General features: G+C 71.1%; 14 protein-coding genes and 1 pseudogene. 9 read left to right on the forward strand and 6 right to left on the reverse strand.

The genetic code is table 11. The features are described 5' to 3' along the window. The first annotated feature begins 211 nt into the window (after positions 1 to 211). A complete protein-coding gene (locus OG842_RS36220) occupies positions 212 to 1093 on the forward strand; it encodes a GNAT family N-acetyltransferase (RefSeq protein ID WP_266734789.1) in 882 nt (293 codons plus the stop codon). A 67-nt stretch (positions 1094 to 1160) separates the two neighbouring features. Here OG842_RS36220 and meaB read toward each other — a convergent pair whose 3' ends face one another. Genes meaB through mutA form a run of 3 tightly spaced genes read right to left on the reverse strand, consistent with a single transcriptional unit; the run spans position 1161 to position 6253 of the window. Next, positions 1161 to 2180: a methylmalonyl Co-A mutase-associated GTPase MeaB gene (gene meaB / locus OG842_RS36225; protein ID WP_266734788.1), complete on the reverse strand. Its 1020-nt coding sequence runs from the start codon at positions 2178 to 2180 to the stop codon at positions 1161 to 1163. A gap of 12 nt (positions 2181 to 2192) precedes the next feature. Continuing rightward, positions 2193 to 4394, reverse strand: coding sequence for a methylmalonyl-CoA mutase (gene scpA / locus OG842_RS36230; RefSeq protein WP_266734786.1), 2202 nt, complete (start codon positions 4392 to 4394; stop codon positions 2193 to 2195). Continuing rightward, complete coding sequence (gene mutA, locus OG842_RS36235; RefSeq protein WP_266734785.1) at positions 4394 to 6253, reverse strand: methylmalonyl-CoA mutase small subunit; 1860 nt, start codon at positions 6251 to 6253, stop codon at positions 4394 to 4396. The genes scpA and mutA overlap by 1 nt, the downstream gene beginning before the upstream one ends. Before the next feature lie 217 nt (positions 6254 to 6470). On the opposite strand from mutA, the gene OG842_RS36240 reads away from it, so the two are divergent. From OG842_RS36240 to OG842_RS36265, 6 genes and pseudogenes are all read left to right on the forward strand, one after another. Beyond that, the gene (locus OG842_RS36240) at positions 6471 to 6866 is read left to right on the forward strand and encodes a TOBE domain-containing protein (protein ID WP_266734783.1); all 396 of its coding nucleotides are present in this window, start codon (positions 6471 to 6473) and stop codon (positions 6864 to 6866) included. Between the two features lie 95 nt (positions 6867 to 6961). Continuing rightward, positions 6962 to 7108, forward strand: a pseudogene (locus OG842_RS36245) (ATP-binding cassette domain-containing protein); the annotation flags it as partial. A 415-nt stretch (positions 7109 to 7523) separates the two neighbouring features. Further along, positions 7524 to 8321, forward strand: coding sequence for a tyrosine-protein phosphatase (locus OG842_RS36250; RefSeq protein ID WP_266734781.1), 798 nt, complete (start codon positions 7524 to 7526; stop codon positions 8319 to 8321). A gap of 106 nt (positions 8322 to 8427) precedes the next feature. After that, positions 8428 to 9372: a hypothetical protein gene (locus tag OG842_RS36255; protein WP_266734779.1), complete on the forward strand. Its 945-nt coding sequence runs from the start codon at positions 8428 to 8430 to the stop codon at positions 9370 to 9372. Positions 9373 to 9505: 133 nt separating this feature from the next. Further along, entirely contained in the window at positions 9506 to 9910 is a 405-nt protein-coding gene (locus tag OG842_RS36260) for a J-domain-containing protein (RefSeq protein WP_266734778.1), read from the forward strand. 66 nt (positions 9911 to 9976) lie between these two features. Beyond that, complete coding sequence (locus tag OG842_RS36265) at positions 9977 to 10468, forward strand: GNAT family N-acetyltransferase (protein WP_266734777.1); 492 nt, start codon at positions 9977 to 9979, stop codon at positions 10466 to 10468. Between the two features lie 72 nt (positions 10469 to 10540). Here the strand turns inward: OG842_RS36265 and OG842_RS36270 are convergent, their stop codons facing one another. Continuing rightward, positions 10541 to 10930 carry a VOC family protein gene (locus OG842_RS36270; protein ID WP_266734776.1) on the reverse strand — a complete coding sequence of 130 codons (390 nt, stop codon included), beginning with the start codon at positions 10928 to 10930 and terminating at the stop codon, positions 10541 to 10543. A 219-nt stretch (positions 10931 to 11149) separates the two neighbouring features. Here OG842_RS36270 and OG842_RS36275 point away from each other — a divergent pair, with 219 nt between their 5' ends. Then, complete coding sequence (locus OG842_RS36275; RefSeq protein WP_266734774.1) at positions 11150 to 11662, forward strand: DUF6328 family protein; 513 nt, start codon at positions 11150 to 11152, stop codon at positions 11660 to 11662. A gap of 27 nt (positions 11663 to 11689) precedes the next feature. On the opposite strand, the gene OG842_RS36280 is transcribed toward OG842_RS36275, so the two are convergent. After that, positions 11690 to 12439 (reverse strand): VOC family protein, encoded by a 750-nt coding sequence (locus OG842_RS36280; RefSeq protein WP_443064078.1) that lies wholly within the window; start codon positions 12437 to 12439, stop codon positions 11690 to 11692. 213 nt (positions 12440 to 12652) lie between these two features. Further along, the gene (locus OG842_RS36285; RefSeq protein WP_266734772.1) at positions 12653 to 12985 is read right to left on the reverse strand and encodes a DUF6479 family protein; all 333 of its coding nucleotides are present in this window, start codon (positions 12983 to 12985) and stop codon (positions 12653 to 12655) included. Positions 12986 to 13203: 218 nt separating this feature from the next. Between OG842_RS36285 and OG842_RS36290 the strand changes: the two genes are divergently transcribed. Next, positions 13204 to 13593, forward strand: a complete 390-nt coding sequence (locus OG842_RS36290) for a hypothetical protein (protein ID WP_266734771.1) — start codon at positions 13204 to 13206, stop codon at positions 13591 to 13593. The last annotated feature ends 11 nt before the right edge of the window (positions 13594 to 13604 follow it).

Here is a 13604-nt window from a genome sequence, read left to right on the forward strand (position 1 = left end):
TGAATCGGCACCGGCGCCTCGGAGCGAGGCGGACACTGGTACCAAAAACACGGTAGCACGGCTCTGCGGGAGCGGGACCATGCCGGGGACGGGCAGGACTGCCAGGGGCTCCGAAATCCGGTTGCCGAGGCTCTCACGGAGTGATGTGGTTCTCCGGGCCACCCGCCCGCTCACCCGTTCCGACCGGCGCCCCGGGCGCACAGGAGTCACTTTGTCGATACGCATCACCGTGCTGGCCGACCCCGACCGGCCCACCGGCAGCCACCGTCTGGCCTGGCTCGCCTCCGGCCCCGACGGCAGCCCCCTCGGCTCGGCGTTCCTGCGCGTCTTCACCCGCGAGGGCCAGGACCACCTCGCCGAACTGGAACTCACCGTCCACCCCGCGGAGCGCCGCAACGGCGTCGGCTCACTGCTGTTCGACGCCGCGGTCGCCGCTGCCCGCGAGGAGGACCGGCGCAGCGTGATCGCGCAGGCCGAGACCGGATCGGCGGGAGACCACTTCCTGCGGGCCAAGGGACTGCGCAAGGTCCTGACCCTGACGTACGTACGGCTCCCGCTGGCGAAGGCCGACACCGAGGCCCTGCACCGGGCCGTCGGGCGGCCGCACCCGGGCTACCGGCTGATCTCCTGGGACGGCACCGTCCCGGACGAGCTCGCGGTGACGTTCGCCGCCTCGCGCCGGGCCATGGACGACATGCCCATGGACGACACCGACTTCGGCACGGTCGTCTGGGACGTGGACCGGGTCCGCTCCGCGGCGGCGGCCGTCGCGGCCCGCGGCGACCTGCTCCACACCGTCGTGGCGGTCGAGGAGTCCACCACCACGATCGTGGGCTTCACGGAACTCGTCGTCCCGGGCGACGGAAAGGGCGACGCCCAGCACTACGGCACCGGAGTCCTTCCCGAGCACCGGGGACACGGCCTCGGAGCGTGGATGAAGGCAGGCTCCATCCTCCACGCCCGCGAGGCCCACCCCGGCCTGGAGGGGCTGCTGACGGACACCGCCGACAGTAATACGCACATGCGGCGCATCAACGACGCACTCGGCTACGAGCCGACACACGGCTCGGTCGAGTACCAGCTCGATCTGTAGCGGCTGCGAACGTCCGGCGGCCCGGCAGTTCCGGACCGCCGGACGCAGACATCGCTCACCCGGACCGTCAGGCCACCGGGTCACCGGCCCCCGCGACCGCCGCCGCGCCCCGGAACGCGGACAGGATCTGCTCGGCCGCCAGCGTGGCCGTCAACTCCCCGTCCCGTACCCGCTGTTCCAGCCCCGGCGTGAGGGCACGCACCTCGGGATGGCCGCGCAGACTCTCCAGCAGCTCGTCCCGCACCATCGTCCACGTCCAGTCGACCTGCTGGTCACGCCGCTTCGCGGCGAGCCGCCCGGTCGACTCCAGCAGCGCCCGGTGCTGCTCAAGACGCTCCCACAGGGTGTCGAGACCGGCCGACTCACGGGCGCTGCAGGTGAGCACCGGCGGTGTCCACGCCGCGTCGACCGGGTGCATCAGCCGCAGCGCGCCCGCCAGTTCACGCGCGGCCGCGCGGGCGTCGCGCTCGTGCGGGCCGTCGGCCTTGTTGACCGCGATCGCGTCCGCCAGCTCCAGCACACCCTTCTTGATGCCCTGGAGCTGATCGCCGGTCCGGGCCAGTGTCAGCAGCAGAAACGTGTCGACCATATTGGCCACCGCCGTCTCCGACTGCCCGACGCCGACCGTCTCCACCAGCACCACGTCGTACCCCGCGGCCTCCATCACCACGATGGACTCCCGGGTCGCCTTGGCCACCCCGCCGAGCGTCCCGGCGGTGGGGGACGGGCGCACGAACGCCGCCGGGTCCACCGCCAGCCGCTCCATCCTGGTCTTGTCGCCCAGGATGGAGCCGCCCGTACGGCTGGAGGAGGGGTCGACGGCCAAGACCGCGACCCGGTGCCCGAGCCCGGTGAGCATCGTGCCCAGCGCGTCGATGAAGGTGGACTTCCCGACCCCGGGCACGCCGCTGATGCCGATCCGCCGCGCGGCGCCGGAGTGCGGCAGCAGCTCGCGCAGCAACTGCTGGGCCAGCGCCCGGTGATCGGGGCGGGTGGACTCGACGAGAGTGATGGCGCGCGCGATGTGCGCCCTCTTCCCGTCGAGCACCCCCTTCACATAGCTGTCGATGTCGATCCTGGGAGCCATCGGGTCAGCGGCTCACAGCTCGTGGCCGAGCGCGGCGCCGAGCCGCGTCACCAGGTCGTACGCGGCATCCGGGATCACCGTGCCGGGCGGGAACACGGCCGTCGCACCCGCCTCGTGCAGCGCCTCGACGTCCTGCGGCGGAATCACCCCGCCCACCACGATCATGATGTCCTCCCGCCCCTCGGCCGCCAGCTCCTCGCGGAGCGCCGGCACCAGCGTGAGGTGCCCGGCAGCCAGCGAGGAGACGCCCACGATGTGCACGTCCGCCTCCACCGCCTGCCGCGCCACCTCGGCCGGCGTCTGGAACAGCGGGCCGACGTCCACGTCGAAGCCCAGGTCGGCGAAGGCGGTCGAGATCACCTTCTGGCCGCGGTCGTGGCCGTCCTGTCCCATCTTGGCGACCAGGATGCGCGGACGGCGCCCCTCGGCCTCCTCGAACCTGTCCACCAGCGCCCGGGTACGGTCCACGGAAGGGGATTCACCTGCCTCGTTGCGGTACACACCGGAGATCGTACGGATCTGGCCCGCGTGCCTCCCGTACACCTTCTCCAGGGCGTCCGAGATCTCGCCCACGGTCGCCATCGCGCGTGCCGCGTCGACGGCCAGTGCCAGCAGATTGCCTTCGAGGCCGGGGCCGGGATCACGTTCGGCAGCGGCCGTCAGCGCCCGCAGCGCCGCTTGGCAGGCGGCCTCGTCGCGCTCCTGGCGCAGCCGGCGCAGCTTCTCGATCTGCTGGGCGCGGACCGAGGAGTTGTCGACCTTCAGCACATCGATCTGCTCGTCGCTCTCCACCCGGTACTTGTTGACCCCGATCACCGGCTGGCGTCCGGAGTCGATCCGCGCCTGGGTGCGGGCCGCGGCCTCCTCCACCCGGAGCTTGGGGATGCCCGCGTCGATGGCCTGCGCCATGCCGCCCGCGGCCTCGACCTCCTCGATGTGCTGCCAGGCCCGGCGCGCCAGGTCGTACGTCAGCTTCTCCACGTACGCGCTGCCGCCCCACGGGTCGATCACCCGGCCGGTGCCCGACTCCTGCTGGAGCAGCAGCTGGGTGTTCCGGGCGATCCGGGCGGAGAAGTCGGTCGGCAGGGCCAGCGCCTCGTCGAGCGCGTTGGTGTGCAGCGACTGGGTGTGCCCCTGGGTGGCGGCCATCGCCTCCACACAGGTCCGGGTGACGTTGTTGAACACGTCCTGCGCGGTCAGCGACCACCCCGAGGTCTGCGAATGGGTGCGCAGCGAGAGCGACTTGGCGTTCTTCGGCTCGAACTCCTTGACCAGCTTGGCCCAGAGCAGCCGGGCCGCCCGCAGCTTCGCGATCTCCATGAAGAAGTTCATGCCGATCGCCCAGAAGAACGACAGCCGCGGCGCGAACGCGTCCACGTCGAGACCGGCGTCCCGGCCGGCCCGCAGATACTCCACCCCGTCCGCGAGGGTGTACGCCAGCTCCAGATCGGCCGTCGCACCCGCCTCCTGGATGTGATAGCCGGAGATGGAGATCGAGTTGTAGCGCGGCATCTTCTGCGAGGTGTACGCGAAGATGTCGGAGATGATCCGCATCGAGGGCTTCGGCGGATAGATGTAGGTGTTGCGGACCATGAACTCCTTCAGAATGTCGTTCTGAATGGTCCCGGCCAGCTTCTCGGGCGGTACGCCCTGTTCCTCCGCCGCGACGATGTACAGCGCGAGGACGGGGAGCACCGCGCCGTTCATCGTCATCGACACGGTCATCTTGTCCAGCGGGATGCCGTCGAAGAGCTGGCGCATGTCATAGATCGAGTCGATCGCCACGCCCGCCATGCCGACGTCACCGGTCACCCGCGGGTGGTCGCTGTCGTAGCCGCGGTGGGTCGGCAGGTCGAAGGCGACGGAGAGACCCTTCTGCCCGGCCGCGAGGTTGCGGCGGTAGAAGGCGTTGGACTCCTCGGCCGTGGAGAACCCGGCGTACTGCCGGATCGTCCAGGGCTGGTTGACGTACATCGTCGGGTACGGGCCCCGCAGATACGGGGCGATGCCCGGGTACGTACCGAGGAAGTCGAGCCCTTCGAGGTCGTGCCCGGTGTACAGCGGCTTGACCGCGATGCCTTCCGGGGTCTCCCACAGCAGATCGCCGTCGGAACTGCCGGAGGACTCCTTCACCGAGGCACGCCACTGGTCCTCGGACACCTCGGCGGCGCCGCCCGGACCGAGCTCGATGCCGGAGAAGTCGGGGATACGCATTACGCCACATCCATACGGTCGAGAAGGGAGGAGAGCACGGCCACCACATCGGAGCCCGCGAAGACGTACTCGTCGACGCCGGCGTACTCGCCGGGCCGCCCGGCCAGGAACACCCGCTCGGCACCCGCCGACCGCAGTGCCCCGGCCACCGCTTCGGCTTGCTCGGCGTAGAGCGCGTCGCTGGAGCAGAGGCACGCCACGGTGGCCCCGCCGGCCCTGAAGGCGTCTGCGGCCGTGGTCGCGTCGACCGAGACCGGGTCGTGGACCGGTTCGATGCCGCCGGCCTGGAACAGATTGGCGGCGAACGACGCCCGCGCGGTGTGCGCCGCGGCGGGGCCGAGCGCGGCGAGGAAGACCTTCGGCCGCTGCCCGGTCGCCGCGAGATGCGCGTCCGACCGGGCGCGCAGCGCCTCGAACGCCTCGGCCCGGCGGACCCTGGGCAGACCGCCCGGCGCGGCCGGTACGGCGGGGGACGGCTCACGCTCCACCGGCCGCTCCGCGAGCTGCGGGTACTCGCTGACCCCGGTGATCGGCTCCTTTCGACGCGCCAGATCCTTGCTGCGCGCCGCCCAGGTGGCAGCCAGACGCTCGCCGATCATCCCCGAGCGGAGCGCGGCGGCCTGGCCGCCGGAGCGTTCGATCTCCTGGAAGAACGACCAGGCGGCATCGGCGAGTTCGGTGGTGAGCCGCTCCACGTACCAGGAACCGCCCGCCGGGTCGATCACCCGGGCCAGGTGCGACTCCTCCAGCAGGATCGTCGAGGTGTTACGGGCGATGCGCCGGGCGAACGCGTCCGGCAGGCCCAGCGCGTGATCGAACGGCAGCACGGTGACGGAGTCGGCGCCGCCGACCCCCGCCCCCAGACACGCCAGCGTCGTGCGCAGCATGTTCACCCACGGATCGCGCCGCGTCATCATCACCGACGACGTCACCGCGTGCTGACGCTGCGCACCGGCACCGGCGGCCCCGCACACCTCGGCCACCCGGGACCACAGCCGGCGCGCGGCCCGCAGCTTGGCGATGGTCAGGAACTGGTCGGCGGTCGCCGCGTACCGGAACTCCAACTGCCCGCAGGCGTCCTCGACCGACAGTCCGGCGTCGGTCAGCGCCCGCAGCAGGGCGACACCGGTCGCCAGCGAAGCGCCCAGTTCCTCGGCCGCCGAACCGCCGGCCTCGTGGTACGGCAGCGCGTCGACGGTCAGCGCCCGCAGCCCGGGAAACTCCCGTGCGCACCGCTGCGCCCAGCGCACCGCGTCCGGAAGATCGGGATCGGCACCGCTGCGGGCTGCCTGCCCGAACGGGTCCGCGCCGAGGTTGCCACGCACGCTCCCCAGGTCGACGCCCCGCTCCGCGCAGATCCGCAGCAGCTCTTTCGCCGCGGCGTCGGTCTCGTCGCCGGCGTCGAGCACGACGGGAGCCAGATCCAGGTAGACCCCGTCCAGGGCCCCCGCCAGCGCGGACACCGGCACGCCCGCGGCACCGCCCACGGTCAGCCACAACGAGGTGACGCCGTTCTCCAGATCGGCGAGCACCGCCTCGTTGAGACGCGCGGGATCCGGCAGGGTGTGCCGCTGCCGCACGTCCCAGCCGCCCGCCGCGCTGCCCTCGGCCTTGCTGCCGCGGGTGAAGGGGGCGAAGCCCGGATATCCGGCATCGGGCGCGCTGTCGCGCGAGGTGTAGAGGGGACGGGTGATGAGCCCGTCCTCCACCGTGGTGGACAGCGCTTCCTCGGCGGCCGAACCCGCGGCCTCCTTGCCCGACTTGCGCAGCACACCTTCGACGAGGTGTTGCCACTGCTCATGGGCGGGGGCGGGGAATTCGGCGGCCAACGAAAACCCGTCGGCAGGCAGGACCGTCATGCCCAGATGCTAGGTCAGGGGGCTTGAGGGCAGCATGGGTTCCGCTTGTGACCTTGCCCTCTCCGGAGCGCACTTGATCCTTCACCCACCGTCGCGTAGCCGGCCCCGGCCCGGCCCGCCCCGGTACTTGGTGATTCCTCCAATGTGCCTGGCATTTGCTGCACATACCACTCGAATGGATTGCATCTGCCATGACAGCTCGCATACCTTGTCGCGCATGCAGTCCTACACAATCGGTCAGGCGGCACGCCTGCTCGGGGTCAGCCCCGACACGGCCCGCCGCTGGGCGGACGCCGGGAGGGTCGCCACCCACCGCGACGAGAGCGGCCGCAGGCTCATCGACGGCCGCGACCTGGCCGCATTCTCCATCGAGGTCGGCCAGGGCGCGGGCGGCGAGGACGACGCCTCGTACACCTCGGCCCGCAACGCCTTCCCGGGCATCGTCACCGCCGTGAAGCTCGGCGACGTCGCGGCCCAGGTGGAGATCCAGGCGGGCCCGCACCGCCTGGTGTCACTGCTCACCCGCGAGGCCGTCGAGGAACTGGGTCTGGAGGTCGGCATGCAGGCCACCGCCCGCGTGAAGTCCACCAACGTGCACATCGACCGCGTCTGACCGCGCGTCACGCACGGCACGCATCCACTTCAAGGAGTCACCTGACCCTGCCGACCACCCTAACCGGGCGGCGCACCGCTGCGGACGAGGGCGCCCACGGCGTCGCCCGCGGGTAGGCCCGGCGCGAGGCGCGGCAATGGCTCGACCGGCTGGGCGTCGGCCACCTCGCCCACCGCAAACCCGCCCAGCTCTCCGGCGGCCGGGCCCAGCGCGTGGCCGTGGCCAGGGCGCTCGCCGCCCGCCGAAGCGGCGGCCGAGCTGGGGCTCGTCGAGGGGACCGCCGTACGGACGAGCATCAAGGCGACCGAGGTCACTGTCGTCGTGCACTGAGCGCGAGGATTCCCCGGCGCGGCGCGAGGTGGCCCGTTCCGTTCTGTTGCGTTACCAGGTGGGAATTCAAGGGCCGTCGTGGCGGTCCGTGCGCCGACCGGCGCCGCCCTTCGAGCCGGGATTCACAGAACACACCGCTATTGGTGTGGTGTGCCCCCTGACCTGGGTGGGGGCGGTTGCGATTTCACATTTCCTTTATCTCCGCGAGTGCCAACGATCGATTGTCGTCCGGCGTTTTACTTTGTCGATTTCCCGGCTGCGTGCGACGTTTGATCCGGCAAAAACGAATGAATTCGGATACGCGTCGGGAAAAAGGGGAAGTTCATCGTGCAGACCGCCAGGGCCGTCCCGGCATCCACCGTCCTCAATCTGCGCGACCTGGGTGGCATCGCCCTGGGCCCGGACCACCGGGTCCGGGCCGGCGTCGTGCTGCGGTCCGGTCAGCTCAGTGGGCTCGACGCGGCGCAGGACTCGCGGGTGGCCGCGCTCGGCATCCGTACCGTCGTCGATCTGCGGACCGCCGACGAGCGTGCCGCGGGCCCCGACCGGCTGCCGCCGGGCGCCCGGCTGTTCGTCGCCGATGTGCTCGGGGACAACCCGGGTGTGGCGCCCGCCCGGCTGCGCGCACTGCTCGCCGACCCCGTCGCGGCCGAGCGGCTGCTGGGCGGCGGAAAGGCGGAGGGGCTCTTCGCGGACACCTACCGGCAGATGGTGCTCTCGCCGGGTGCGTCCGCCGCCTACCGGGCCTTCGTCGAGACGGTCGCCGACGACCGGGCCCGCCCGGTGCTGTTCCACTGCACGGCCGGCAAGGACCGTACCGGCTGGGCCGCGGCCCTGCTCCTGATGATGCTCGGGGCGTCCCGCGAGGTCGTGCGCGCCGAGTTCCTCGCGGTGAATCCGGTGGTACGGGTCGCCTTCGCGCCGTACGTGCAGGCCTTCCTGGACGCGGGCGGCGATCCGGGGATCGCCTCCGCGATCACCGAGGTCCGCCCCCGCTACCTCGACACGGCGCTGGACGCGATGGATGAGCGATGGGGCGGACTCGACGGGTATGTGCGCGACGGCCTGCGCATTCCCGAAGTCGCGCTGGAGCGACTGCGTGCCGGGCTGGTGGTGCCTGCCTGAGCCGGAGCGATCGGCGTGCTCCGGGGTTGACTTGATACCCCTAGGGGGTATGTTGTGAGGCGTCGGGAAGCGCTGCCTCCCGGTCGACCCGATGGAGGAACCTGTCATGAACAACGCACTGAAGATCACCGCCTTCGCCACCGCGCTCGCCGCGACCTTCGGAACCGCGTACGGAGTGGGCAAGGGTGTCGACCCGCTGGTGGCCGCGGAGGACCGCCCCGCGCAGCAGCACGGTGGCCACGCCGGGGGAGAGGAGGGCGGGGCGAAGGCCGCGGCGGCGGACCACGCGCCCGGCGGGCTGCAGATCTCCGAGGGCGGCTACACGCTGGACCTGGAGGCACCGGTGGTCCGTGCCGGGGACCGGAGCGAGATCCGGTTCGCCGTCAAGGACGACAGCGGGCGCAAGGTCACCGCCTACCAGCGTGAGCACGGCAAGGAGTTGCATTTCATACTCGCCTCCACCGACCTCACCCGGTACCGGCACCTGCACCCCGTCCGGGCGGGCGACGGCACCTGGTCGACCCCCGTCGACCTCCCCGAAGCGGGCGGCTACCGGGTGTTCGCCGACTTCACCCCGGCGGCCGCAGGCGCCGAGAACCTCACGCTGGGCGCGGATCTGGCCGTCTCCGGGGCCTACCGCCCCGCCGCTCTCCCGGCCCCGGGCGCCACCGCCGAGGTGGACGGCTACCGCGTCGCTCTCGGCGGCGACCTCCGGGCCGGCCGGAGCGGCGAACTGAAGCTGACCGTCAGCAGGAACGGCCGTCCCGTCACCGATCTCCAGCCCTACCTCGGTGCGTACGGGCACCTCGTCGCCCTGCGCTCGGGCGACCTGGCCTATCTGCACGTCCACCCGAACGAGGGTGGCCCCGGTCCGGTGGTGTCCTTCACCGCGACGGCTCCCAGTGCCGGGGCGTACCGGCTCTTCCTCGACTTCAAGCACGAGGGCAAGGTGCGCACCGCGGCCTTCACCGTCCGGGTGGCGGAACCGGGCAACGACGGCGACGGACACCGGGGGAGCGAGGCCGGGGAGTCCGCCGGACACGCGCACTGAGGCGGTTGTCCGGTCCCCGGAACGGTGTTGTACCGAAGGGGGTTGCAATGCGGGTCCGTGCGGGCGCCGAGCCTCCCACGCCCCTGGGTATCGTGGAGGGACCGGATTACGAATCCTCCGAGAGGGGCGTACGTTGACCGAGCGCAAGCCTGCGGGCGTCAGCTTCGAATCATGGGTCGACAAGCAGATCCGGGAGTCCGAGCAGCGCGGCGACATCTCGCAGTTGCCGGGGTTCGGCAAGCCGCTCGACGCCATCGGGGCTCCCTATGACGAGAACTGGTGGATCAAGCAGAAACTCCAGCGCGAAGGGGTCTCGGTGCTCCCGCCGGCCCTGGCTCTGCGCAAGCAGGCGGAGGACGTGGCCGAATCCGTGTCCAAGGCGCGGACGGAGGCCGAGGTGCGGCGCATGCTGTCCGAGGTCAACGAGAAGATCGCGGCGGCCATCAGGCGGCCGCCGCCGGGCCCGCCGCTGAACCTCAAGCCGTTCGACATCGACGCCGTGGTCGACGAATGGCGCACGGTGCGCGATCGGCCGTAGCGCCCGGCGGGCCGGTGGCCGGCTCGCGGGTGGGTGTCCAGCAGCCGGATGCGTAATACTCCATCCATGAAATCGAGCATTACGCGTCGGGGCGGCGAGGCGCTGCGGGAGACCGTGAGCATCAGGCGTGCCACCGCCCGGGACGCGAAGCGGCTCACCCGGCTGGTCAGGAGCTCCCGCGCCTACGAGGGGCACTATGCCGCCATGGTCGCCGGATACCGGGTGGGCCCCGACTACATCGAGACCCATCGGGTCTTCGTGGCGGTGGAGACCGGCTCCGAGCGGGTGCTGGGTTTCTACGCGCTCGTTCTCGAGCCGCCGGAGCTCGACCTCATGTTCGTCGCCGACGACGCGCAGGGACGCGGCATCGGGCGGCTGCTCGTCGGGCATCTGCGCGCAGAGGCGGAACGCGTCGGCCTCACCGGGGTCCGCGTCGTCTCGCACCCGCCCGCCGAAGGCTTCTACCGGAGTGTGGGTGCCCGGCGGACCGGCACCCTGGCCGCCACCCCGCCCGCGGTGATGTGGGACCGGCCCGAGCTGCTGCTGCCGGTCGCCTGATCCGGGGCGACAGGGAGCCCGGCCGGGACGCGTGCGCGAACCCCGGCCGAACTCCCTTGTCAGGACGCCGTGTTACGAGGGGAAGCCGCCGTACGGGCGCGTGATGATCTCCATGGCGTGACCGGCGGGATCGAGGAAGTACACGCCTCGGCCGCCGTCGTTGTGGTTGATCTCGCCCGGCTGCTTCTTGTGCGGATCCGCGAAGTACGCGACCCCGAGCTCCTTGATGCGGGCGTACGCGGTGTCGAACTCCGCCTCCGAGATGAGGAAGGCGTAGTGCTGCACGGTGATCGAGGCTTCGGGAATGGTCGCGAAGTCCAGCGTGACCCCGTTCGCGGTGGTGACCGGGATGAACGGGCCCCATTCCTCGCCGATTTCGAGCCCCAGTATGTCCGCCAGGAACTCGGCGGACTTCCGGTTGTCCCGGGAGTGGATGATGGTGTGATTCAACTCGACTGACACTGTGGAATGCCTCCAACGGGCATCTCACGGGCACCTCCACGCCTCACCCGGCCGGTGACCGACGCGCGATGCCGTACCAAAATCCTAGGCGAGGTCGAACTGATCGTCGAGGTTCGGGCGAACGGATCCGGCCACCGCCACCGCCACGGCCCCGGTGACCGGTTACGGTGGGGGAGGGAGGAAGGTGAAGTACTCCGGGTATTCGGACGGAGGCTCCCGGTGACCTCGACAGCACGTCTTCCCGACGCCCAGGGCCGCGGAGGCCGCGACGAGACGCCCGAGGAACGGGCGGACCGGCGATGGACCGATCTGCTCCAGGAACTGCGCGTGGCCCAGACCGGCGTCCAGATCCTGTTCGGCTTCCTGCTCGCCGTCGTCTTCCAGCCCCGCTTCGGTGAACTCTCGGACACCGACCGCACCATCTACGTGGTCACGGTGATGCTGGGATCGGCCACCGCCGCCGCTCTGATCGGGCCCGTTTCGTACCACCGGCTGCTCACCGGGCGGCGGCTCAAACCGCAGACGGTCGCCTGGGCGTCACGGATGACCGTGCTCGGGCTCGTCCTGCTGTTCTGCACCATGTGCTCCACCCTGCTGCTCATCCTGCGGGTGGCCCTGCACAACTCCGTCGCGCTGTGGCTGGTCGGTGCGATGGCGCTGTGGTTCCTGATCTGCTGGTTCGTCTTTCCGGCCTGGGCGCTGGCCCGCTTCTCGTCCGTACGCGGGAAATGACCGGCGGCCGACGAGAGGTTGACCGGGTCAGCCGGAACCGTCCGCCGCGAGCCCCCGGACGTCCGTGACCGTGAAGAGGCCGCCGTCCGGGTCCAGCAGGGTCGCCTCCGCGCCCTGCGCCAGAGCCCGCTGCTCGACCAGGCTGCCGCCGTGCTCCCGCGCAGTCGCGACCGTGGCCGCCACATCGGTGACCGGGAAGTGCACCTGCCAGTGCGGGCGGACCAAGGGATCGGGCGCCGCCTCCACCGCGCCCGAGTTGATCCGGAACAGCAGGCGCCCGTCGCACTCGACGATGACCTCGTCCCCCTCGTACGACACCTCGCAGGACCCCGGGCGCCCGCTCGCCCAGTCGAGCACCTGCCCGTAGAAGATCGCGGCGTCGAAGGCGTTCCTGGTGTGCAGACGGAGCCAGGCGTGCGAATGGCCGTCCGGCGCGGGCGGCGAGGTCGCGGGCTCGGTCCGCTCCCAGATCCCGAACACCGCACCGTCCCGGTCCGCCGCGAGCGCCCCGCGCCCCTTGCCGAGAGCCATCGGTCCCACGGCGACCGTGCCGCTGCGCTCCCGGATGCGCGAGGCCGCCGCGTCGGCGTCGGGGACGGAGAAGTAGGGCGTCCAGGCCACGGCCACCCGGTAGGCGGTCGCCACCGCGCCGATGCCGGCGACCGGTACGTCGCCCCGGCGCGCGACCGAGAACTCCTGCCCCAGCTTGCCCGGACGGAAGGTCCACCCCAGCACCGCGCCGTAGAACTCCTGCGCCGCTCCCAGGTCACGGGTCATGAGGTTGACCCAGCAGGGCGCTGCGGATCCGGTCAGCGGCGCCGGTGTCGACGCCTTCCCCAGGTGGCTTCCGCTCATGGTCCTACTGCCTTCATCGGTTCCGAGGTCTGGGTACGCCTGTGGCCGGCGGACCCCCACCAGCCTCACCGCAGGCAGTCGCCCCCGCAACACGCGATGCCCCCACCGCGGACCGTTGCCGGGAGGTCCGCGGGGTCAGTCGCGCTGCTCGTCGGTCTCTCGGGGGATGGGTTCGTTCCCGTGGTCACCGAGTTCGTACGGCGAAAGGCCCCGGCGGTCGGGCGGGAAGTGGTCGTCGCCGTGCACATCGCGTTCCTCGATGTGGCTGCGGTGGTCCGGCCGCGGTGGCTGCTCGTCGGGGCTGGGCGGTGGCAGTTCCTGGTCGCGGCGCCGCTGCCCGAGCCAGAAGGCGCCGATCAGTACGGCCACCAGAACCACTCCGACAATGCCCAGCACCGACCCGGTGGCGCCCCGCCCGTCGGCGAAGGTGACGGCCAGCGAACTCAGGTCTGCGTTCGAAACGTCCATGCTTGCCGGATACCCCGAGGCGCAGTCCTCACTCAATAATTCACATGAATTCATGTTTTAAGTGGATATGACCTGAAAGGTGTTTCGCTCCGGGCTTTGCGCCGTAGGGTCGCTATCCGTTCGAAATCCGGTGGTCTCGTGTCGCCGTCGTCCTGCCGCGGGGTGAGCCTGGAGACATCCCCGAATCGCCCCAGGGGCACGGAGCGGAAGGAACCGCGGTGAACACCATCAAGGAGAAGCAGACGGAGGACAGCGGGTACACCGAGGAGGTGTCGGTCGTCATCAGCGGATGCGAGAAGGCCGACGCACGGATGGTCTTCGATGTGCTGCGGGCCGCGTTCACCACCGACCGGGCCTCGGTCGACGTACCGCAGGACCTCGCGGGCAAGCGCCCCACCGCATGGGTGGTGACCGTCGACGTCACGGAGGCCCGGGTGGTGTCCGGCCCGGTCGCGCTCGGCGCGCCCGTGAGCGTCGACGTGCAGGGCGGCTACTGGGCGGTGGAGCGGCTGAGGCGGAGCCTGGCGCACGCCTTCGACGTGACCGTCGTCGGGGCCGTCTCCGGCGACCAGGAGGAAGAGGTGCGGCTGCGTCTGTCGAGCCGGTAGACCGATGGGAC

Source organism: Streptomyces sp. NBC_00376 (assembly GCF_036077095.1).
In the GTDB taxonomy this organism is placed as follows: domain Bacteria; phylum Actinomycetota; class Actinomycetes; order Streptomycetales; family Streptomycetaceae; genus Streptomyces.